This window comes from Okibacterium endophyticum (assembly GCF_054780075.1).
In genome coordinates, this window is the sequence record NZ_BAAGXA010000010.1 from 71,396 (window position 1) to 92,750 (window position 21,355).

18 protein-coding genes are annotated in these 21,355 nt (G+C 66.8%); 11 read left to right on the forward strand and 7 right to left on the reverse strand.

Going from position 1 to position 21,355, the window contains the following annotated elements; all coding sequences use genetic code 11:
• Window positions 1–25: 25 nt before the first annotated feature.
• Entirely contained in the window at window positions 26–1,933 is a 1,908-nt protein-coding gene (locus ACYVF5_RS13590; RefSeq protein WP_460947294.1) for an acyltransferase family protein, read from the reverse strand.
• A gap of 67 nt (window positions 1,934–2,000) precedes the next feature.
• Between ACYVF5_RS13590 and truA the strand changes: the two genes are divergently transcribed.
• The 4 genes from truA (at window position 2,001) to glmM (ending at window position 5,486) form a co-directional block, all read left to right on the forward strand.
• On the forward strand, window positions 2,001–2,900 hold the full coding sequence (truA, locus tag ACYVF5_RS13595; RefSeq protein ID WP_460947296.1) for a tRNA pseudouridine(38-40) synthase TruA: 900 nt from the start codon (window positions 2,001–2,003) through the stop codon (window positions 2,898–2,900).
• Between the two features lie 244 nt (window positions 2,901–3,144).
• On the forward strand, window positions 3,145–3,591 hold the full coding sequence (rplM, locus tag ACYVF5_RS13600; protein ID WP_460947298.1) for a 50S ribosomal protein L13: 447 nt from the start codon (window positions 3,145–3,147) through the stop codon (window positions 3,589–3,591).
• A 30-nt stretch (window positions 3,592–3,621) separates the two neighbouring features.
• Window positions 3,622–4,101 (forward strand): 30S ribosomal protein S9, encoded by a 480-nt coding sequence (gene rpsI / locus ACYVF5_RS13605; RefSeq protein ID WP_460947300.1) that lies wholly within the window; start codon window positions 3,622–3,624, stop codon window positions 4,099–4,101.
• A gap of 23 nt (window positions 4,102–4,124) precedes the next feature.
• A complete protein-coding gene (glmM, locus tag ACYVF5_RS13610; protein ID WP_460947302.1) occupies window positions 4,125–5,486 on the forward strand; it encodes a phosphoglucosamine mutase in 1,362 nt (453 codons plus the stop codon).
• Between the two features lie 96 nt (window positions 5,487–5,582).
• On the opposite strand, the gene coaA is transcribed toward glmM, so the two are convergent.
• Window positions 5,583–6,536: a type I pantothenate kinase gene (gene coaA, locus ACYVF5_RS13615; RefSeq protein ID WP_460947304.1), complete on the reverse strand. Its 954-nt coding sequence runs from the start codon at window positions 6,534–6,536 to the stop codon at window positions 5,583–5,585.
• A gap of 45 nt (window positions 6,537–6,581) precedes the next feature.
• On the opposite strand from coaA, the gene glmS reads away from it, so the two are divergent.
• Genes glmS through tsaE form a run of 4 tightly spaced genes read left to right on the forward strand, consistent with a single transcriptional unit; the run spans window position 6,582 to window position 10,437 of the window.
• Entirely contained in the window at window positions 6,582–8,432 is a 1,851-nt protein-coding gene (gene glmS / locus ACYVF5_RS13620) for a glutamine--fructose-6-phosphate transaminase (isomerizing) (RefSeq protein WP_460947306.1), read from the forward strand.
• A gap of 8 nt (window positions 8,433–8,440) precedes the next feature.
• A complete protein-coding gene (locus ACYVF5_RS13625; protein WP_460947308.1) occupies window positions 8,441–8,803 on the forward strand; it encodes a holo-ACP synthase in 363 nt (120 codons plus the stop codon).
• Window positions 8,800–9,930 carry an alanine racemase gene (gene alr / locus ACYVF5_RS13630; RefSeq protein ID WP_460947309.1) on the forward strand — a complete coding sequence of 377 codons (1,131 nt, stop codon included), beginning with the start codon at window positions 8,800–8,802 and terminating at the stop codon, window positions 9,928–9,930. Before ACYVF5_RS13625 ends, alr begins: the two co-directional genes overlap by 4 nt.
• Before the next feature lie 54 nt (window positions 9,931–9,984).
• Window positions 9,985–10,437, forward strand: a complete 453-nt coding sequence (tsaE, locus tag ACYVF5_RS13635; RefSeq protein WP_460947351.1) for a tRNA (adenosine(37)-N6)-threonylcarbamoyltransferase complex ATPase subunit type 1 TsaE — start codon at window positions 9,985–9,987, stop codon at window positions 10,435–10,437.
• A gap of 3 nt (window positions 10,438–10,440) precedes the next feature.
• Here tsaE and ACYVF5_RS13640 read toward each other — a convergent pair whose 3' ends face one another.
• The 3 genes from ACYVF5_RS13640 to lysX form a co-directional block, all read right to left on the reverse strand.
• Entirely contained in the window at window positions 10,441–11,193 is a 753-nt protein-coding gene (locus ACYVF5_RS13640; protein WP_460947311.1) for a polyprenol monophosphomannose synthase, read from the reverse strand.
• Window positions 11,190–12,734 (reverse strand): glycosyltransferase family 39 protein, encoded by a 1,545-nt coding sequence (locus tag ACYVF5_RS13645; protein ID WP_460947313.1) that lies wholly within the window; start codon window positions 12,732–12,734, stop codon window positions 11,190–11,192. Before ACYVF5_RS13645 ends, ACYVF5_RS13640 begins: the two co-directional genes overlap by 4 nt.
• A 184-nt stretch (window positions 12,735–12,918) precedes the next feature.
• Window positions 12,919–16,284: a bifunctional lysylphosphatidylglycerol synthetase/lysine--tRNA ligase LysX gene (gene lysX / locus ACYVF5_RS13650; protein ID WP_460947315.1), complete on the reverse strand. Its 3,366-nt coding sequence runs from the start codon at window positions 16,282–16,284 to the stop codon at window positions 12,919–12,921.
• Window positions 16,285–16,457: 173 nt separating this feature from the next.
• Here lysX and ACYVF5_RS13655 point away from each other — a divergent pair, with 173 nt between their 5' ends.
• Both ACYVF5_RS13655 and ACYVF5_RS13660 read left to right on the forward strand, forming a co-directional pair.
• Entirely contained in the window at window positions 16,458–17,624 is a 1,167-nt protein-coding gene (locus ACYVF5_RS13655; RefSeq protein WP_460947317.1) for an alpha/beta hydrolase, read from the forward strand.
• Window positions 17,621–18,103: a GtrA family protein gene (locus tag ACYVF5_RS13660; protein ID WP_460947319.1), complete on the forward strand. Its 483-nt coding sequence runs from the start codon at window positions 17,621–17,623 to the stop codon at window positions 18,101–18,103. Before ACYVF5_RS13655 ends, ACYVF5_RS13660 begins: the two co-directional genes overlap by 4 nt.
• Here the strand turns inward: ACYVF5_RS13660 and ACYVF5_RS13665 are convergent.
• Both ACYVF5_RS13665 and ACYVF5_RS13670 read right to left on the reverse strand, forming a co-directional pair.
• Entirely contained in the window at window positions 18,060–19,550 is a 1,491-nt protein-coding gene (locus ACYVF5_RS13665; RefSeq protein WP_460947321.1) for a sensor histidine kinase, read from the reverse strand. The genes ACYVF5_RS13660 and ACYVF5_RS13665 overlap by 44 nt on opposite strands.
• Entirely contained in the window at window positions 19,547–20,284 is a 738-nt protein-coding gene (locus ACYVF5_RS13670) for a response regulator transcription factor (protein ID WP_460947323.1), read from the reverse strand. The genes ACYVF5_RS13665 and ACYVF5_RS13670 overlap by 4 nt, the downstream gene beginning before the upstream one ends.
• Before the next feature lie 142 nt (window positions 20,285–20,426).
• Here ACYVF5_RS13670 and ACYVF5_RS13675 point away from each other — a divergent pair, with 142 nt between their 5' ends.
• Window positions 20,427–21,332 carry a LysR family transcriptional regulator gene (locus tag ACYVF5_RS13675; RefSeq protein WP_460947325.1) on the forward strand — a complete coding sequence of 302 codons (906 nt, stop codon included), beginning with the start codon at window positions 20,427–20,429 and terminating at the stop codon, window positions 21,330–21,332.
• The last annotated feature ends 23 nt before the right edge of the window (window positions 21,333–21,355 follow it).

Sequence of the window (21,355 nt, forward strand, 5' to 3'; positions counted from 1 at the left end):
CGAGCGACGCAGCGGACGCCCGGCTCTAACGCGACGAACGCTGCGATCGGATGAGCTCCTGCAGTGCGTCGTTGATCGTCTCGGCATAGAGCCTGCCGCCTCGCGGACCCGGATGGATCTTGTCGCCGGCCAGCAGCTCTCCCGCGTATGGGGAGACGGCGTTGTGCCAGTCTGCGATGACAGCGTTCTTGTGAGCGGGGACGGCGTCGACGAGGGCCTGGTTCGCGCCGTCGATCCAGTCACGCGGAGCGTATGCGTTGATGAAGACCACAGCGCGATCTGGTCCGGTGACCTGGAAGATCTCGTCGATCGACGATTGCTGCACCGGTCCGTTGGTTCCCAGGCCGATCAGCACCGTCTGGCGCAGCTGTCCCGCGTCGGCGAGGGCACGCAGCACGCTTGGTGCCGCATACATGGAACGCGACACCGTCGCGTCGATCTGGATACCGGGAAACAGCGCCTGAAGCTCGGGTGCGGCGGCGAGCATCACCGAGTCTCCGACAGCTGTGATCTGGTCTCCGCTCGGCATCGTCGGCACGGGGGAGGGCGTCGCCGACGAGGTCTCTGCGGGCGTGGGCGACTGTCTGGCTGGAGCCGGTGTCTTGGCCGAGATGGCTTCGCTGCCGCGCTGCACGGCATCCTGGGCGCTCGACTGCGACGGAGCGACCACAACGGCCATAACGGTGGCAGACGCGAGTCCGAGGGCGATGACGGTGGCCGCTGCCGTCGTCGCCGACCGCCATCGCCTCGAGACGAGGTGGGAGCGCCATGCCTGAAACGTTCCGCGGAAGCCCGTTCGCCTGACCGGTTGCTCGACGTAGCGGTACGACAGCAGGGCCATGATGACCGTCACGATCGCCGCGATGATGCCGGTGACCACGACGTCGGTCGCCGTCGGGATGCCCTGGGTCGGCATCAGTGCGGTGACGAGCACAAGAACAGGCCAGTGCCACAGGTACAGCCCGTATGAGCGCTCGCCGATGTATCGCATCGGCGGGTTGTCGAGCGCGGAGCCGAGGGCAGAACCGGGGCGGACCGATGCCCAGATCACGATGGCCGTGAGCAGGGTGACGAGGGCGAGGCCGCCGTTGAACGTCAGCGCCTCGTCGTCGTGCAGCAGCCACGAGCCGGCGATGACACCGATCAGGGCGAGGGCGCCGACGGCGCTCGCCGCCCAGGGGGCGATGCGGTTTCCCGCTGTGTCTGCCGGGGTGCGCCGCATGGAGACGGCGAAGGCGAGGGCGGCGCCGAGCAGCAGCCCGAAGGCGTGCGTGTCTGTTCCGTAGTAGAGGCGCGTGGGAGACGCGCCGACGACGGCGAGGTGGTTCATCCACAGGGCGGATGCGACCGCAGCGAGCACGAGGATGACCGGCCGCATCCAGCGGCGCCTGACCGCGAGCACGGCGATCAGGAGGAACGGCCAGACGATGTAGAACTGCTCCTCGACCGCCAACGACCAGAGGTTGCGGAACAGTTCAGGGGTGTCAGAGTCGAAGTAGCTGCTGCCTGCGGCCACCTGCAACCAGTTGTAACTGAAGGTGGCCGCCCCGAGCACCTGAAGGCCGATGCCGACGAGCAGATCTTTGCCGATGAGCAGTGCAGCGGTTGTGCAGACGATCACCAGCACAACGAGTGCGGGCAGGAGCCTTCTGGCCCTGCGCTGCCAGAAACGCCGAAGTGAGACTCGTCCCTCTCGATCCGCGTCGCGCACGAGCAGCCCGGTGATGAGGAACCCGCTGATCACGAAGAAGACATCGACGCCGAGGAACCCGCCCGGCAGGGTGCCGGGGAACAGGTGGTAGACGATGACCAGCGCGACGGCGATGGCGCGAAGACCGTCGAGTCCCGAGAAGCGCCGAGCGGCAGGCAGTGAGCCGCCACCGCTTGTGCTCGGCGCCGGCTCGACAGCAGGCGACGTGAGTGGCTTTGTCATGGCAATCGATCAAGGATAGGCGGTGGGATGGGCGTGGCCGGCATCCGGTGATGGCTAAACTACTTCGGTGCACGGACAAGAACAGGATGCGCGGCGTTTCCGTCTCGACATAGCTTACGACGGGACCGGATTCAGCGGCTGGTCACGTCAGCCGGGTCTTCGCACCGTTCAGGGGGTTCTCGAAGAGGCTATCGCGACGGTGCTCGGGCGGCACGATGACGGCGTGACCCTCGCTGTGGCCGGGCGAACGGATGCCGGTGTGCACGCGATCGGACAGGTCGCCCACCTGGATCTGAACCCCGCCCAGGTCGCGGTCGTCGAACGCCGCCGCTCCGGCGGCCAGGGCGTGCCGTCGCCGGCACAGGGGCTCGTGCGCCGCATCAACGGTGTGCTCGGCCAGTATCCTGACGTGGTCGCCACAGACGCGAGTGAGGCGCCGGCCGGATTCGACGCCAGGTTCTCGGCGATCTGGCGGCGGTATCGGTATCGGCTTGCCGACCTCGGTTCGACGAGGAACCCGCTCGAGAGGGCGAGCACCGTGTGGTACCCGCATCACCTCGACGTGGAGGCGATGGACAAGGCGGCCGAGACGCTGGTCGGCCTGCACGACTTCGCCGCCTATTGCCGGCCGCGCGAGGGAGCCACGACCATCAGGACCCTTCTCGACTACCGGTGGTGGCGCGACGATGAGGGGGTGGTGATCGCCGAGGTGAAGGCTGACGCCTTCTGCCACAGCATGGTTCGTGCTCTGGTCGGCGCCTGTGCGGCGGTGGGGCAGGGCAAGCTCGACGTGAGCGATGTGGTGCGACTCCGCGACGCCCAGAGGCGCACGAGCGCCTTTCCGGTGATGCCGGCACGGGGACTCACCCTCACGCAGGTGGGGTATCCGGAGGACGACCTGCTCGCCGCACGTGCCGAGCTCACACGCGCGAAGCGAACGCTCCCGGGCACCGACGACGACGAGTGACCAGCCGGGCCGGGCAGCAGCGACAGAGAGCAGCGACAGAGAGCAGTGACAGCGAGAGCAGGACTGCGAGAGCAGGACTGCGACGAATTGACCGCGGCAGGTTGCTGGCGTAAGCTTTCTCTTTGGTGTCTATGCCCCCATGGCGAGACACACGAAGTTGAGCCCTCCACCTGCGGCGTTCTGTTCAGAACTCCCAACGGAGTGGGATTCACGAACACCCAACTTACGAGAAAGCAGTACTACTGTGACGCGCACGTATACACCGAAGGCCAGTGAGATCCAGCGCGACTGGGTCGTCATCGACGCCGCAGACGTTGTGCTCGGCCGCTTGGCCAGCCACGCGGCAACCCTGCTGAGAGGCAAGCACAAACCCACATTCGTCAACCACATGGACACCGGTGACTTCGTTATCATCATCAACGCAGACAAGGTCGTGTTGACCGGCCAGAAGGCCGACCAGAAGAAGGCATACCGCCACTCGGGGTACCCGGGTGGCCTCAAGTCGGTCACCTACGGTGAACTGCTTGCGAACAACCCGGTTCGTATGGTCGAGAAGGCCGTGCGCGGAATGCTCCCCAAGACCTCGGTCGGCCGCGCTCAGCTGCGCAAGCTCAAGGTGTACACCGGAAGCGAGCACCCCCACGCTGCACAGCAGCCGAAGACGTACACCCTCAACCAGGTCGCCCAGTAAGCGCGCCGGCTAGAACGAAGGATTCCCACAGTGGCTAAGATTTCAGATTCCATCGAGACTCCAGAGAGCTTCTCGACAGAGAGCACCCCTGAGGCAGCGCCGAAAGCGGTCAGGGTCGTCAGCGTTCCCGGCGCAGCCGTCGGGCGCCGCAAGCAGGCCATCGCCCGCGTACGCCTGATCCCGGGCTCCGGCACGATCACGGTCAACGGCCGTACGCTCGCCGAGTACTTTCCGAACAAGCTGCACCAGCAGCTCATCAACGACCCGTTCACGGTTCTCGAGCTCTCGGGCAGCTACGACGTCATCGCGCGTATCTCGGGTGGCGGCCCGTCCGGCCAGGCCGGTGCCCTGCGCCTCGGCATCGCTCGCTCGCTCAACCAGATCGACGAAGAGAACAACCGCGCGTCGCTCAAGAAGGCCGGCTTCCTCTCACGCGACCCGCGTGTCAAAGAGCGCAAGAAGGCCGGTCTCAAGAAGGCCCGCAAGGCTCCTCAGTTCTCGAAGCGCTAGTCGTTTCGCCTGGACTGCGGCGCATGCCACAGCTTTTCGGTACCGATGGCGTTCGCGGTCTTGCGAACAAAGACCTGACCGCCGACCTTGCTCTCGGCCTCGCCCAAGCCACCGCGGTGGTGCTGGGGCGAGGCCGCAGCGCTGAGGCTCGTCGTGCAGCGGGCAGGCGGCCGACAGCCGTTCTCGCACGCGACCCGCGGATCTCCGGTGACTTCCTCGCCGCCGCCGTCGCCGCCGGTCTTGCCTCGAGCGGTGTCGACGTTCTCGACGCCGGAGTGATTCCGACACCCGCTGCCGCGTTCCTGATCGCAGACATCGACGCCGACTTCGGTGTGATGATCTCTGCGTCGCACAACCCGGCCCCAGACAACGGCATCAAGATCTTCGCCCGCGGAGGCACAAAGCTTCCAGACATCGTCGAAGCGCGCATCGAGGCGTACCTCGACAAAGAGATCCTTATGCCGACGGGTGGCGACGTCGGGCGCATCCGTCGTTTCGCGGATGCCGAGGATCGTTACGTCGTTCACCTGCTCGCCAGCCTGCCGCACCGGCTCGACGGCATCCACGTGGTTCTCGACTGCGCTCACGGAGCGGCGTCTGGTGTCTCGCCGGAGACGTTCAGCAACGCCGGCGCCACGGTCACCGTCGTCGGCAACGATCCGAACGGCACGAACATCAACGACGGCGTGGGTTCGACGCACATCGACAAACTCGCAGAGGCCGTGCTCGCGCACAAGGCGGACATCGGGATCGCCCACGACGGCGACGCCGACCGGTGTCTCGCGGTCGATGCGGACGGACGCGTCGTCGACGGCGACCAGATCATGGCGATCCTGGCCGTGTCGATGAAGGAACGCGGTGTGCTGGTCAAAGACACGCTCGTCGCCACAGTGATGAGCAATCTCGGGCTGCGCATCGCGATGGAAGAGCACGGGATCACGATGGTGCAGACCAAGGTCGGTGACCGGTACGTGCTCGAGGCGATGGACAAAGGCGGGTTCGCCCTGGGCGGAGAGCAGTCGGGCCACGTCATCATGAGCGAGTTCGCCACGACCGGCGACGGTATTCTCACGGGTCTGCACCTGATCAGCGAGATGGCCCGAACGGGCAAGTCGCTCGCCGAGCTCGCCACGGTGATGACGGTGTATCCGCAGATTCTCGTGAACGTGACCGGCGTCGACCGCACCATGATGAACAGCGACGAGGTGCTCGCACAGGCCGTGGCAGACGCAGAGGCCGAACTCGGCGAGACCGGCCGTGTGCTGCTGCGGCCGAGCGGCACGGAACCCCTTGTGCGCGTGATGGTCGAAGCGGCGGACCAGTCGACAGCTGACCGGATCGCACACGCTCTCGCAGACATCGTTCGCTCGCGCCTCGCCGTCTGACTGCGGCGTGAGGAAACAGTCGCGGGAAGAGGACGAATCTGCCGATCGCATCCTCGCCTCGTGCCTATTGCCTCGATTCGTGCGGCCCTCGGCAGCTCAGATCTTGCGCAGCAGCACGGAACTCACCGTGTGGTCCGCCGCCTTGCGCAGCACCAGCTTCGCCCGTGCGCGTGTCGGTCTGATGTTCTCGATCAGGTTCGGCTCGTTCACTGTCTTCCAGTAGTAGGCCGCTCGTTCGCGCGCCTCGTCTTCGCTGAGGTCGGCGAAGACGTTGAAGAACGAGTTCGGGTTGGTGAATGCGCCTCGCTGCAGCGCCATAAAACGCTCTTCGTACCAGGCGGCGATGTCGTTCGTCCGTGCGTCGACGTAGACGCTGAAATCGAAGAGGTCGCTCACCGTGAGGCGATGGGTCTGCGTCGGAGGCTGCAGGACGTTCAGCCCTTCGAGGATCAGCACGTCGGGGCGCCGTACGACCACCTGGGCATCCGCGACGATGTCGTACTTCAAATGAGAGTAGAACGGCGCGCGAACCTCGGCCGCGCCGCTCTTGACCTCCGTCACGAAGCGCAGCAGCGCGCGACGGTCATATGACTCGGGGAACCCCTTGCGGTCCATGATCCCGCGCCGTTCAAGCTCGGCGTTCGGGTAGAGAAAACCGTCCGTGGTGACGAGATCGACGCGGGGGGTGTCAGGCCAGCGCGATAGGAGCTCGCGGAGTATTCTCGCCACCGTCGACTTGCCCACGGCAACGGAGCCGGCGACGCCGATCACAAACGGCGTTCTGTCGGTCCCCGCGCCGAGAAACTGGTTCACGTCTCTGTGTGTGTGGCGCGCGCCGGCGGCATACAGGCTCAGCAGGCGGCTGAGCGGCAGGTAGACCTCTGCGACTTCTCCCATGTCGAGGCGATCGCCCAGGCCGCGCAACTGCACGATCTCGGCGTCAGTCAGAGGTGATTGGGTGCTGGGCGCGAGGCGTGCCCAGTCGTGCCGGTCGATTTCGACGAAGGGGGTTGTCTGGGTGTTGGTGATCGAGCCGGCGAGGTCAGGCATAGCACCTGAGTCTATTGCCAGAATCGTCACTGTATTCTGAGGCCTATGTGCGGAATCGTGGGTTATGTCGGAAAGAACGACAGCATGGGAGTGCTTCTCGGCGGGTTGAGCCGGTTGGAGTATCGAGGTTATGACTCCGCAGGCGTCGCCGTGATCGCAGAGGACGGTGAGATCAGCACCCGAAAGCGTGCAGGCAAACTGGCGGTGCTGAGCGCAGACATCGAAGCGACCCCGATGGCCAGCAGCCACACGGGCATCGGTCACACCAGATGGGCGACGCACGGCGGCCCGACCGACGAGAACGCGCACCCGCACCTCGGAGACGACGGCAGGCTCGCCGTGATCCACAACGGCATCATCGAGAACTTCTCTGTGCTGAAGGCAGAGCTCGTCGAGCAGGGTTTCACGTTCACGAGCGAGACCGACACAGAGGCGGCAGCGGTTCTTCTCGGCCGCGAGTATGCCCAGACACACGATCTGCGTGAAGCGTTCCGCCGCGTCGTCTCACGACTCGACGGAGCCTTCACCCTGCTCGCCGTGCACCGCGACGAGCCTGGCGTCGTCGTCGGTGCGAGGCGGAACTCACCGCTGGTCATCGGCCTGGGCGACGGTGAGAACTTCTTGGGCTCGGACGTGGCCGCGTTCGTGGAGCACACGAGGAACGCACTCGCCATCGGCCAGGATCAGATCGTCGCCATCACCGGCGACTCCGTCGAGGTGACCGACTTCGACGGCAACACCGTCGACGTCGAGGCGTTCGAGGTCAAGTGGGATGCTTCGGCCGCAGACAAGGGCGGCTGGCCCAGTTTCATGGCCAAAGAGATCTCAGAGGAGCCCGAAGCCGTCGGCAACACGCTGCTCGGGCGCATCACAGACGATGGCGCTGTTGTCATCCCGGAGCTCGACGGGCTCGATGAGCTGTTCCTCGGGATCAATCGCATTGTCGTCGTCGCGTGCGGCACGGCGTCGTACGCCGGCTCTGTGAGCAAGTACGCGTTCGAGAAGTGGGCGAGGATACCGACGGACATCGAGCTGAGCCACGAGTTCCGTTACCGTGACCCGGTGATCACACCGGAGACTCTTGTGGTGTCGATCAGCCAGTCCGGTGAGACCATGGACACGTTGATGGCTGTCAAATACGCCAGAGAGGCCGGTGCCAAGACACTCTCGATCTGCAACACGCAGGGCGCGACGATCCCGCGAGACTCAGACGCCGTCGTCTACACACACGCCGGTCCAGAGGTCGCCGTCGCCTCGACCAAGGCGTTCACCGCGCAGATCACCGCGCTGTACCTGCTCGCCCTGCACATCGCCCGCGTTCGAACCGCGAGCCCCGCCGACATCCTCGCAGACGCCGCGGCAGAGCTGCAGCAGATTCCCCGGAAGATCTCGACAGTGCTGGAGCAGACCGAGACCGTCACCCAGCTCGCCCAGTGGATGAGCGACTCACGAGCGGTGCTCTTCCTCGGCAGGCACGTGGGGTTCCCCATCGCGCTCGAGGGTGCGCTCAAGCTCAAGGAGCTCGCGTACATCCACGCAGAGGGCTTCGCCGCCGGGGAGCTCAAGCACGGCCCGATCGCCCTGATCGAGCCGGGGCAGCCCGTGTTCGTTGTGGTGCCGAGCCCGATCGGCTCGCCGCTCATCCACTCGAAGGTCGTCTCGAACATCCAGGAGATCCGCGCGCGGGGTGCGAAGGTCATCGCTGTCGCAGAAGAAGGCGATGCCGCTGTGCTCCCCTTCACGGATGTCGTGATCCGCATACCGCTGGCCGGCCCGCTCTTCGAGCCGTTGCTCGCGATCATCCCCATGCAGATCTTCGCGATGGAGCTGTCGCAGGCGAAGGGACTCGACGTCGACCAGCCCCGGAACCTCGCCAAGTCCGTCACCGTTGAATAGCCGCTGCCATGATCGTCGGAATCGGCGTTGACCTCGTCGACCTGGCCCGTTTCGAACGTGCTGTCGACCGCACGCCGAAGCTGCGTGAGCGACTCTTCGCCGAGAGCGAGCGGCAGCTGCCCCTGCGTTCTCTCGCGGGGCGATTCGCGGCGAAAGAAGCCCTCATCAAAGCGCTCGGTTCGAGTGACGGCGTCCGCTGGCTCGACATCGTTGTGACGAACACAGCTGAAGGAGATCCGGGCTTCAGCCTCAACGGCTCAACGGCATCGGTGGTCGCAGCGCGCGGAATCACCAGCCTGCACCTCTCGATGAGCCACGACGCGGGCGCGGCCATGGCCTTTGTCATCGCTGAGCGGGCGGATGCGGTATGACGGGGTTCAGACAGGCGCTCGTCGACCTCGGGGCCGTCACCGGGAACATCCGGTGTATCGCAGAGGTGTGCGGCACCGAGAACGTTATGGCCGTGGTGAAAGCCGACGGCTACGGCCACGGAGCGCTCGAGGTGGCGAACGCGGCTCTCGCCGGAGGAGCGAACTGGCTCGGTGTCGCGGACATCGCTGAGGGCATAGCCCTCAGGAACGGGGGGATCCGTGCTGACGTGCTGGCGTGGCTGCACGAGCCCGACGCGGATTTCAGCGCCGGGATAACAGCGGGAATCACCATCGGCCTGTCGTCGGCGCGGCAGCTCGAGCAGGTGGCGGCCGCGTCGAGTGGCCGGCCGGCCGCCGTGCAGATCAAGCTGGAGACCGGCCTGAGCCGCAACGGCGCGTCCCCCGCTGAATGGTCTGGCCTGTTCTCACGAGCGCGAGAGCTCGAGATCGACGGCCGGGTGCGGGTCACCGGCCTGTTCACCCATCTCTCGAACGCCTCTGTCGATGACGACCGCGAGGCGGTGCGGATGTTCGAGGGAGGGGTCGCGCAGGCACGCTCTGCCGGACTGTCCCCTGAGCTTCTGCATGCGGCGGCGACCTGCGCGGCCTTCACCGTGCCCGAATCCAGGCTCAACCTCGTGCGCATCGGGATCGGAATGTACGGCCTGAGTCCTGTCGAGGGCAAGAGCTCGGCAGATCTCGGGCTGACGCCGGCGATGACACTCCGTGCCCCCGTGGCAGCCGTCAGGCGGGTCCAGGCGGGAACCGCTGTGTCTTACGGTTACACCTGGAGAACCGAGAAGCCAACGACTCTCGCGCTCGTGCCGCTCGGATACGCGGACGGCGTTCCGAGGCAGGCCTCGAACACCGGAGCCGTCGCGATAGCAGGCCGGCGGCATCCGGTGGCCGGCCGCATCGCCATGGACCAGTTCGTCGTCGACGTGGGAGACGCCGAGGTGAGGGTGGGCGACGAGGTCGTGGTGTTCGGTGACCCGGCACGGGGTGTGCCGAGCGCAGACGAATGGGCCACGGCCGCCGGCACCATCAACTACGACATCGTGACCCGGATCGGTCAGAGGGTCGAACGTCGTTACCTGCCGGGTGATCGTCCGGTGAACGGCGCATAGGCTGGAATCGTGCTGCCTGTTCCCTCTGATCACGTTGTCTCGACACCCGACGAGATGCACGAGCTCGGTGTCGGATTCGGGCGAGGGCTGAGAGCAGGTGACCTCGTTGTGCTCACCGGGCCGCTCGGAGCGGGCAAGACGACCCTCACGAGGGGAATCGGCGAGGGTCTCGGTGTGCGAGGGCCGGTGACGAGCCCGACCTTCGTGCTCGCTCGCACGCATCCGAGCCTCGTCGACGGGCCGCCGCTTGTGCACGTGGATGCGTACCGCCTGAACGATGCGCTGGAGCTCGACGATCTGGACATCGACTTCGCCGGAAGCGTTGTGATCGTGGAGTGGGGGCGCGGCATGCTCGACGGCATCGTCGACGAGTGGATCGACATCGAGATCGCCAGGCCCACAGGCGGCCGGATCACCCGGGGTGCCGGGTCGGGCGGGGCGGATGCCGGTGGCGACGACGAACCGCGGACGGTGCGGATGACCAGGCGCTCGCACGCAGCTGGATGACGCTCATCCGGCTGCGCTTGCCGTGCGCTCGCGACCGCGCTCGGTGCCGGCGTCGCGACGACGAGAACGTCGCCACCGCCACACCTGAACGGCTGCTTCGACGATGATCTGCCTGCTCATCTTCGAGTGACCGGATGCTCGCTCTGAGAAGACGATAGGGATCTCCGAGACGGTGAGCCCCATGCGCTCGGCGCGATGAAGCGTCTCGATCTGGAAGCAGTATCCGTTGGTCGTCGTCGTTCCCACATCGATCATACGGAGGGTGTCGGCGCGAAACGCGCGGAAGCCCGATGTCATGTCGCGCACGGAAGATCTCAGCATCGCCCGCGCATACCAGCTCGCTCCCCGCGAGAGAACAACCCGATTGATTCCCCAGCCGCTTGTGCTGCCGCCCGGAACCCAGCGGCTGCCGAGCACGAGATCAGCTCGGTCGAGCGCGGCGACGAGCGTCGGAAGCGACTCGGCGGGGTGGGAGCCGTCGGCATCCATCTCGATGACGACGTCGTAGCCGCGCTCGAGCGCGGCTGCGAACCCCGCCCGATAGGCGGACCCGAGCCCGGTCTTGCGCTCACGCCGCAGGAGGCTCACCCGGGTATTCTCTGCGGCATGCTCGGAGACCATCTCGCCCGTCCCGTCCGGCGATCCGTCGTCCACAACCATGATGTCCGCCTGGGGGAGCCAGATGCTGATCTCGTCGAGCGTGTGCCGGATGTTCGTCGCCTCGTTGTACGTGGGGACGATGACCAGGGGTTTCATTCGGTTTCCTTTGTGTAGAGGTGAACCACGTTGGTCACGATGCGTGTGCTGCTGTCGAGCCGGAAGCCGGCACGCTCGAGCGACTCCTCGTCCCCGTCCGTCCCGTCCCGTGAACGTGAGATCACCCACACACGCTCCCGCCCGGCGAGGACTTCCGGGCGGCGGTCGAGCGGATCGACCTCGTCCCAGAGGTGGGAGGTCTGCCAGTACGGGCGTCGCAGTCCGAGATCCACAACGTCGGTGAATCCCTCTGGATACAGGTGCAGCGCGAGGCGAGGTTTGCGCGACGACCTGACGTCCTCGTCGAAGACGATGCCGTCGCCGGGCTTGCTGTGCTCACCGATGAACGTGGACACCTGCGCCCAGTCGCTGCCGAACTTCGCTGTCGGCCCGCGTTGCGCGACGCTGATCGGCAGGGCCAGAGCGAGGACCACGAGGACCGCCGCGCCCCGCGCCCACCACCGGTGCACGTACTCGACGGCCACGGCCATGAGGATCGCGGCGGCCGGTGCGCTGAACGAGACGTACCGGGGCGAGTACAGGGGGCCCGCGATCAGGTTGGTGGTGAGGAGGAGGGCCAACGGAACGATCAGCCAGGATGCCGAGAGCAGGAGCACCAGCCGATAACCGTCGCGGCGTCCGGCCGTACCGGGGTCGTCGGCAGGGCGTGAATCGCGCACCTCGGAGGTGCGCGACCTTGAGCGCCACCAGGCGATGCATGCGATTCCGATGAGGATCCAGGCGACGACGGCGAACGCGAGATCGCCGAACCATTGCTCCACCAGGATCTTGCCCGGACTCGTCGCGTCGCGGTGAGCGAGGAACCCGATCTGCCCTCTCTGCCCGACGCAGATCACGAAGAAGGGAAGGCAGAGCGCGGAAGCGATCGCGCCCGCGCTCGCCCAGCGGAGCCAGATGGTCCGGCGGGCCCTGAGCGCGACCAGCACGGCGGCGTGCACGGCCAGGACGAGGATCGTGTACAGGAAGATGTGGGCGCTGAGGGCGACCCCGGCGGCGTACAGCGCGACGAGGCCCTTCGAGGCCGGCCGCCGCACCATCTCGAGAAGCAGGACGGTGAGCCATGTCGCCATCGCCGCTGCAATGGCCGAGGAACGAGCCTCCGCCCCCATAAAGCTCACACGGGGCAGCAGTACGCAGAAGATGCTCGCCAGCAGGGCGAGCCGAGTGTCCGCCAGACGGTTGGCGAGCACGAAGACGCCCGCGACGGTCAATCCGATCGCGATCGCGCTGGGCAACCGCACCGAGAATGCAGAGGCGCCGAACACATCGATCCAGAGGTGGAGGAAGGCGTAGTAGACGACGTGGACCGCGTCGATGTTCCCGGCCATCTCCAGCAGGGATGACCACGGTCGCTGGGCAGACATGACACTGGCCGCCTCGTCTCCCCACATCGACGGCTGCCATGAACCGATAGCTGTGACGATCGTCGCACCTGCGCCGATCGCGACTGGTGCCACCGCCCGGAACCGGCGAGCCGTGTCCGTCGCCCCCGAGGGGGCGCGGGAATCGATGATGCTCATGATCGTTCACGCTAGGCAGTGTTCATGAGTGTGGGATAAGCGCTCGATCCGTACCTGTCGAGACGCCGGGTCAGCGGATGCCGATCAGCGGCGAGGGGACCCGCCCCGGATCGTATCTGCCGGAACTGGCGGCGAGAGATCAGCCTCTGGGTGTGCTCTTCCCGCTGCTCGACGGGGATCGCCTTCATCTCACAAAAGGGAAGGCGAGGGTCTGCCTGATCGTCGCGCCGGTGAGGAGCATCACGATCCGGTCGACGCCGAGGCCGAGGCCGCCGGTCGGTGGCATCCCGTACTCCAGGGCCTCCAGGAACCTCTCGTCCACGTCCATCGCCTCGGGGTCCCCCAGTGAGGCCTTGAGGGATTGCGCCGTGAGCCGGCGACGCTGATCCATGGGATCGCTCAGTTCGGTGTATGCCGTTCCGAGTTCCATCCCGAAGGCGACGAGATCCCACCTCTCTGCAAGACCGGGTGTGCAGCGGTGCTGCCGCGCCAGAGGCGATGTCTCGATCGGGAAGTCCGTGTAGAACGTCGGCGCCGTTGTCTTCGGCTCCACCATCTGCTCGTACAGCTTCTCGACGATGACTCCCGCCGCGTCCGACGGGCTCGTGGCGACCCGGTAGGCCCGAGCGATCTCTCGCAGGACGTCGGGGTCGAGCGTCGGCGAGACCGGGACGCCGATCGCATCGGACACCGCTTCGCAGACGGTGACGACCCGCCACGGCTCTGTCAGGTCCACGCGCTCTCCATCCGGTGAGACCAGGGCGGATGAGCCCGTGGTGGCGATGGCCATCCGGGTGATGAGCTCTTCGGCCAGCCTGCGCATGTCCGTGTAGTCGGCGAACGCGCGGTAGGCCTCCATGGCCGTGAACTCCGGATTGTGTGTGGAGTCGACACCCTCGTTGCGGAAGTTCCGGCCGATCTCGAACACCCGGGGGAAGCCGGCGACGATGAGCTTCTTCAGTGCGAGCTCCGGGGCGATGCGGAGGCTGAGCTCCCGGTCGTACGCATTGATGTGGGTGCGGAACGGCCGAGCGTTCGCGCCACCGTGCGTGTTCTGCAGGATCGGCGTCTCCACCTCGAGGTAGCCGGAGTCCAGAAGCCCGTCCCTCAGTGCGCGCACCGCACGGGACCGGGCTCGCACCAGTTCTGCGGCATACGGGTCCGTCGCGAGGTCGATGTGCCTGTGGCGCACGCGCGTCTCGGCATCGCGCAGCCCGGTGTGCGTGCCGGGCGGCTCGCGGAGGGATTTCGCCGCGAGCTGCCACGTGCGCACGGCGATGCTCGGCTCACCCGTTCTGCTCCGTTCCGCTCGGCCGGTCACGGCGACGATGTCTCCTCGATCCAGATGGACGAATCGCCGGAACCCGTCTGTGCCGTCCTCGGTGGCGATGAGCTGGATACGCCTGTGATCCTCGACGAGGTCCAGGAAGGCCACCCCGCCGTGTCTGCGTCGTGCGACGATCCTCCCCGCGACGGCGAAGTCACCCTCTGGCGCTGGATCCGTTGCGGCGCGCCACGCTTGGACGGTCTCCTCGATGCTGTGTGTGCGCGGCACCGAGGCAGGGTAGAGCTCGACACCCTCGTCGCGGAGCCGCTCGGCACGCTCCTGCCGCACGCGCGTCGCCGACCGGACCCGATGGACCGGCTGTTCCGGCTCGACGGCCTCGACCGCCGCGACGAGCGATGGGAACGAGTCCGGTCGCCTCGGCGCCGACCGGTGCCTCCCGCGGAACAGGACGCTGAGAAACCCTTCGGCCCCGGCCGCGGCCAGCGCGACCCGTCCGAACGAGACGCCGCGGTCCCACAGGAACAGTCGAGGCCGCCACACCGGTTCGTATTTCTCGTTCGCCCGTCGCAGCGAGTCCAGCTGCCATCTTTTTGACATCAGAAGGAGAACGGATCGTTTCATCCGGAGGACGGGTCCCGCGCCCATCCGAGCTCCCCGCACGAGCACGTCGCGGAAGACCGCGAAGTTGAGCGAGATCCGCACGATGCCCCAGGATGCGGCCTCTGACACAAGGGAGGTCACGACGAACTCCGTTGTGCCGTTGACCGCGTCCGGATGCCGTCTCATAACATCGAGAGAGAGACCGTCGCGGTTCCACGGCACGAAGACCAGGATCGCCTTGGTCGCCCCTTGCCTGTCGTGCGCCGTGGCGATCACCGAAGAGCAGTCGCTCGGATCCGCGACCCGCGACAGCGTCATGGAGAACCCGCGTTCCTCTGCATCCGTTCTCCACCCCTCGGCGAGCTCGACGATGGCACGCAGCTCGTCGGCGGTGCAATCGGACTGCCGGCGCAGCCGCACCGTGTATCCGGCTCGCCGCACGCGCCGCCTCGCCGCCGCGAGGTGCGGTGCGTGCAGCAGCGCGCGTGCCGAGGCTCGATCGGTGTGAACGATCGCCTCTTCTCCGAGCACGGTTCCGCGCATTCCGTGACGCGAGTAGAGCGCGGCGCCGCGCTCCGTCGAGGCGAGCACGGCGGGGATCCATCCATAGGACCTCACGACGCCGAGCCATGCCTCCACAGCGTTCGCCCAGGCCTGCTCCCGTCCCAGCGGATCACCGCTCGCCAGCGCCACGCCGCCGAACAGCCGGTACGAGACCGCTGCACCCCGATCGGGCGAGAAGACCACCGACTTGTCGCGTCTGGTCGCGAAGTAGGCCAGCGAGTCCTCTGTCCGGCTCTCGGCCAGCACCCGGCGGAGCTGGAGCTCGTCCGTCGCGCTGAGGAGGCGCTGCTCCCGCGCCGTCCTCAGCAGCAGAATGACGGCGATCAACAGCGCCGCGGCCGAGATCGACGAGATCAGCACCTCGACCCCGGGATCAAGCCGTGAGGTTGTGTCATCGAGGAGCCATACACCTGGCTCGAGCCCTATCGCGGCGTTCGCCGCACTCCACCAGCCATCACTCTTCGAGGTGAGCCTGCCGGGAAAGGCCTGCGAGAGCACCCCGCCGGTGATGACGGCGATCACGACCCCGCCGCCGAACATCGCGGCGGAGCGCGCGTAGGATGCCGGTTCGAGCCGGGCCGAGAACTCCTTGCGCGTGAGCAGCAGCAGCACGGTGAACGCGGCGGCGATGGCCGCCGCGACAGTGTCGCTCACAACGACATCCTCGGCTGCGGTCGACAGGGTTCCCGCTGCGGAGCCAACCAGCAGATCCCAGATCGGAAGGGTAACCGTCGGCAGCTCGAACACGACGAAGAACACCAATGCCCAGCGCTTGCGGCGCTTCGCCGCCGATCCGATGAGGAAGAACAGGACGGCGTCGAACAGGAACGGCTGCGGTGTCAGGCCGAAGAACGCGAAGTAGGACGCCGCCCAATAGACGCCGTCCGGCAGGATCACGTGGGGGATGGCGACGAGGAGCAGTGTGCAGGCGACCAGCTGCAGAACCCGTCCCGTCCACAGCGGCACCGTTGCCTGCCAGGTCCGCGCCCTCTCGCGCCCGGGCCTCGTGCCCTGCGGCTGGGTCGCTGCCCGGCGCTCGTGCACAGAGGATGGGCGCTTTGTGCGCACCGATTCGTCGTTCACGGTGGTGGCGCTCATCGATCCACTCCTTCGGTTCAGCGGAAGATGGCATCGTCGCGCACGGTCTTAAGCGTCAGATATGACTATCCCGCCCCCGTTGCCCTTCCGCCTCTCCGCTCTCTTAGGCTGACCGAGCGCCCCTGCCGGGCCGTCCTGCCGACGGACGGCATCCGCCGAGAAGAAAGGCCGTCATGGACCCGGATGGCCCGATCGAGCTGCCGCCGTTGCTGGACACTGATCTGGGCACCGACCTGCTGGCCACGTACTGGCCGTCCGTCATCGCGCTGCTCCTGTGCGCCTCCTGCGTCCTCTTCGCCGTCAGGGCGGCGAAGAGGACCTCACGCTCCCGCCGCGCACGCGTGTTCCGCACGACCGCGTGGGCCGTTCCGGGCGCGTTGCTCGTTGTGATCTCGCTCGGCCTGGGTGTCAACACCTGGGTCGGCTATTTCCCCTCGGTCACCTCCCTGCAACGTTGGTTCGACGACCAGGCCCGCGATCCCGTCACGGTCTTTCCGAACACCGCCGTGGACGCAAGCCAGGGAACCGACGCCCCCGATGGAGGTGAGCGTCTCACCTCCGACGACCACGGCTACGCCTTTCTGGCGACCGTGCCCAGCACGGCCGGTGGCGTGCCTGATGCCGGTGCCTGGATCTACCTTCCCCCCGGCTACGACGCGGAGGGGAACACCGAGCGGTACCCCGTGATCTATGCGCTGCACGGCGCGCCAGGGAGCGCCGCGGACTGGTTCGCCGGTGGCAGGATCGACTACCTCCTGGATGTGCTCATCACCCGCGGCTCCCTGCCACCGGTGATCGTTGTGTCGCCGGATCTGAACGCGGGTCCGGAGCGCATCGACGCGGAGCCCCTGAACCGGCCGGGCGGGCCGCAGATCGAGGACTTCGTCGTCGAGGACGTCGTGAGCTGGGCGGACGAGCGGCTGCGCACCCGGCCAGACGCCGCCCACCGGGTGATCGCCGGGATGTCGTCTGGTGGCCTCGGCTCCCTGATGTACGGGCTGCACAGCCCCGCGACCTTCGGCGGGGTGGTCTCAATCATGCCGTACCTCACGCCATACACACCCGAGATCGTGAAGGATGAGGGCGCGTTCCTGCGCAACTCCCCGCTCGAGGTCATCGCGACACGGACCGGCGCAACAGACCAGAAGGTCTTCCTCGGTCAGGGCGACGGCGAAGCCGCCACCGAGGCGACGCGGATCCGAGACGCCCTGCGTGCGCAGGGGCAGACCACGACGCTGCGGGTCCTGCCGGGACTCGATCACAACTGGACCGCGGCCCGGACGATCATGCCCTATGGGCTCGTCTGGGTGGCTCAACAGCTCGAATGGCTCTCGCCGTGAGACGTCTTCGACCGCTCGCCGCCCAGGTCGTCAGGTTCGGTCTCGTCGGCGCTGTCGGCCTGGTCGTCGACGTCTGCCTCTTCAACCTGCTCCGGGCGACGCTGCTCGCGCCAGATGAGGTGACCGGCGGGGTGATGATCGCGAAGGCCGTCTCCACGCTCGTCGCGATCCTGGTGAACTGGGTGGGCAACCGGCGCTGGGTGTTCGCGGCAGGCCGGACGTCGCGGCCGGGACGTGAGGGGATGCAGTTCCTCGCCGCCAGCGTTCTGGGCATGGCGGTTCCGCTGATGTGCCTCTGGTTCTCGCGCGACGTCCTCGGGCTGACCTCTGCCGTGGCAGACAACATCGCCTCGAACGTCGTGGGCCTTGCGCTGGGATCCGTGTTCCGATTCGCGCTGTACCGGAGCTGGGTGTTCTCCTCCCGCGGTGTCGCGTCTATCCCGGCCCGGGAGCAGGATGTGAGGGAATCTGTACGGTGAAGCTGGTTCCGCGCGGGCCGGATGCGACAGTGACGACGTAGCCGGATGCCGTCGCCAAAGCCCTGACGATCGCGAGTCCGAGTCCCACGGTGGTCGTGTCGCGGGTGCTCCAGCCCTCCGGGCCTCCGGCCTGCGTGAAACGGTCGAACAGGGTGGGGAGCGCCTTGGCGGGTATGCCGGGGCCGTCGTCTCGGACGGTGATCTCCGTCGCGCCGGCGACAGCCGCCATCGAGACTGTCACGATCGTGCCCGGAGGGGTGTGATGGCCGGCGTTCGCGATGAGGTTCAGAAGAATCCGGCGGATGGCGTCGTCGTCGCCAATGACGATGGCGGACTCCGCGGGAAGTGAGATCTGCCATCGATGTTCCGGATAGGCGAATCGTGCGTCGGAGACGGTCTCGAGCACCAGTTGCGACAGTTCCACCTCTTCGCGGCTCAGAGTCGGGTCGGCGTCGAGCCTGGTCAGCAGGAGCAGGCTCTCCACCAGGGCGCTCATGCGCGCCGCCTCTGCCCCGATGCGATCCAGGGCGTTCGACACCTCCTCCTCGTCCCTGGCGCGCGCGTAGAAGTCGGCGTAGCCGCGGATCGAGGCGAGCGGGTTGCGGAGCTCGTGGCTCGCTTCGGCGATGAACCGGCGCATGGACTCCTCGGTGTGGTGGCGTGCGTTCAGCGAGGACTCCACGTGCTCCAGAAGTTTGTTCAGGGCGCGTGCCACGCGTTCGGCCTCCGACCAGCCGTCGCGGTCGTCGAGAGGAACACGTTCCTGTCGTGCCACCTCGCCGGACGACATGGGTGTCTGCGCGACGCGATCCGCCACGGCGACGACGCGTTCCAGCGGCACCAGGGCGCTCCGCACCACCCGGTACCCGATCACCGCGGTCAGGGCAGCGATGGCGATCCCGATGGCCACCTCCCAGGCGATGAAGGCGCCGATCAGCCCCGCCGCCTCGGTGAGCCCGATGCCGCTGATGACCGTCAGAGGCGTGCCGTCGGCAGACTCCAGCGAGGTCTCCAGCACGAGAAACGACCCGAGGCCGTCGACATCGATCGTCGAGGTCACTTCGTCCCCGGACACTCCCCGCCGTATCGTGGTGATCTCGGCCGACGTGAGCTCGCGGAACTCGAAGTCTCGCCCGAAATACGTCGACGAGGGCGCGACGCCCTCTCCGTTGACGAGGTAGAAGCCGTCGACCGGAGGCATCGGTCCGAGCGGGCTCTGGAAGGACGGCACGTCTCCGGTGGCCGCGAGCTCGCTGTCGATCCGGCTGACCACGCTCTCGGCCGAGAGGAAGAGAGCGTTCTCCGCCTGCGCCATGAGGTTCTGCCGCAGGATGACCACCGAGACGATGCTCAGCAGTGAGACCGCGGCGAGGATCAGTGTGCTGATGACGGCCACGAGGCGCACGCGAAGCGCGTGACGCTGGAGCGCGGAGGCCTGACGCCTCATGTGACCGTGGAGCCCGGGGAACCGGGCTCGCCCGCGCGGAGGATGTACCCGACCCGGCGGAGGGTGTGGATCATCGGGGTCCTCCCGTGATCGATCTTCTTGCGGAGGTACGAGATGTACAGCTCCACGATGTTGGACTCCCGCCCGAAGTCGTACTCCCAGACGCGATCCAGGATCTGCTCCTTGTTGAGGACCCGGTCGGCGTTGATCATCAGAAAGCGGAGCAGGGCGAACTCCGTCGCGGTCAGACGGATGTCGTCGCCTCCGCGGGAGACCTGGTGACTGTCCTCGTTCAGCACGAGATCCCCCACCGTGATCAGCGGCGTCGGAACGTCGACGAGCATGGGACTGCGGCGCAGCAGGCCACGCAGGCGGACGACGACCTCCTCGACGCTGAACGGTTTGGCGACGTAGTCATCGCCCCCTGCAGCGATGCCTGCGATCCTGTTGGCGATCGACCCGTTCGCCGTCAGGAACAGCACCATCGACTCCGGCAGCTCGACTCTGATGAGCCGGAGCACCTGCATGCCGTCGACGTCGGGCAGCACGACGTCCAAGACGATGAGGTGCGGCCGAACCTGCCGGGCGAGGTCGATCGCCGCTGCGCCCGTGGCGGCAGTGTGCACCTCCCACCCCTGCCGGCGCAGGACTGCGGAGAGCAGGTGCCGTAGATTCGGCTCGTCATCGACGATCAGCACGCGCACGGTGCCGGATCGATCGGGTCTGATGCTCATCGACACAGGATGCACCGTCATCCTGTGCGCAGCATAAGCGCGGGATGAGAACACCGCCGTCGATACGATTCCGGGCGCCGAAGCGCGCTCACACACCCGCGTTCACCGGCCGTTCAGATGCGGTGAGTGCAATGGGGTGACCATGGACTTTCGCCAGCTCGACGTGTTCAAGGCGATCGCCGAAGAACTGCACTTCGGCCGCGCCGCGCAGCGCTTGTACCTGTCGCAGGCCTCTGTGAGCCAGTCGCTGCAGAAGCTCGAGGCGGATGTCGGCGCCCGGCTGGTGCACCGGAGCTCACGGAGTGTTCGCCTGACCCCGGCCGGCACCGTGTTCCTGGCCGAGATCCAGCGGGTGTACGCGGCGACGGAGCGAGCTGTCACGCTCGCCAGGCAGGCAGCCGCGGGCCGGAGAGGAACACTTCGGATCTCGACGAACTACCCGGCCAGCAGGCTGCTGTTGCTGCCGTTGCTCGAGGAACTCCGCAGACGGGACCCCGGCATCACAACCATGCTCCGCGAGATGGGGTCGCCGGACCAGCTCCGATCGATCCTGCGCGGTGACCTGGACCTCGGTCTTGTCTACGGTCCGGTGGTCACCGAGGGTGTGGCCAGTGCGCACCTGCTCGACGTGCCGGTTGTGGCGACTGTGCGCCACGGGCATCCGCTCGCCGGGTCTTCCACCCTCGATTTCTCGCGCATTCACGAGTACCCGTACCTCACGGGCTTCGCCGGTGGCAGCACACTGATCGAAGACGCTCTCGTGAGCACGGCGACGGGCCTCGGCGCCGCGCTCGGTCGTTCATCGAGCAACGCCGATCTCTCGGGTTATCTGCTCGAGCTCGAGACGACGGACACGATCGGGTTCAGCTCACTGCCGAGGGGTGAGCAGAGCCGCGCGAACGGGATGCACCTGTTGCGTCTCGCACCGGTCGAACCGATGCTTCAGATACATGCCGCATGGAACGGGCAGGCGGGGGATGAACCTTTGGTGAACACCGTCGTCGAGCAGCTTCGACGCCTTGCGGACGGCGTGGCCGAGGGGCGATAGTGCACGCTTTCATCGATAACGAG

Coding starts and splice junctions, on each gene's coding strand:
- ACYVF5_RS13590 (WP_460947294.1), bottom strand. CDS start 1,933: ATGACAAAGCCACTCACGTCGCCTGCTGTCGAGCCGGCGCCGAGCACA.
- glmM (WP_460947302.1), top strand. CDS start 4,125: ATGCCACAGCTTTTCGGTACCGATGGCGTTCGCGGTCTTGCGAACAAA.
- coaA (WP_460947304.1), bottom strand. CDS start 6,536: ATGCCTGACCTCGCCGGCTCGATCACCAACACCCAGACAACCCCCTTC.
- glmS (WP_460947306.1), top strand. CDS start 6,582: ATGTGCGGAATCGTGGGTTATGTCGGAAAGAACGACAGCATGGGAGTG.
- ACYVF5_RS13625 (WP_460947308.1), top strand. CDS start 8,441: ATGATCGTCGGAATCGGCGTTGACCTCGTCGACCTGGCCCGTTTCGAA.
- alr (WP_460947309.1), top strand. CDS start 8,800: ATGACGGGGTTCAGACAGGCGCTCGTCGACCTCGGGGCCGTCACCGGG.
- tsaE (WP_460947351.1), top strand. CDS start 9,985: ATGCACGAGCTCGGTGTCGGATTCGGGCGAGGGCTGAGAGCAGGTGAC.
- ACYVF5_RS13640 (WP_460947311.1), bottom strand. CDS start 11,193: ATGAAACCCCTGGTCATCGTCCCCACGTACAACGAGGCGACGAACATC.
- ACYVF5_RS13645 (WP_460947313.1), bottom strand. CDS start 12,734: ATGAGCATCATCGATTCCCGCGCCCCCTCGGGGGCGACGGACACGGCT.
- lysX (WP_460947315.1), bottom strand. CDS start 16,284: ATGAGCGCCACCACCGTGAACGACGAATCGGTGCGCACAAAGCGCCCA.
- ACYVF5_RS13655 (WP_460947317.1), top strand. CDS start 16,458: ATGGACCCGGATGGCCCGATCGAGCTGCCGCCGTTGCTGGACACTGAT.
- ACYVF5_RS13665 (WP_460947321.1), bottom strand. CDS start 19,550: ATGAGGCGTCAGGCCTCCGCGCTCCAGCGTCACGCGCTTCGCGTGCGC.
- ACYVF5_RS13670 (WP_460947323.1), bottom strand. CDS start 20,284: ATGAGCATCAGACCCGATCGATCCGGCACCGTGCGCGTGCTGATCGTC.
- ACYVF5_RS13675 (WP_460947325.1), top strand. CDS start 20,427: ATGGACTTTCGCCAGCTCGACGTGTTCAAGGCGATCGCCGAAGAACTG.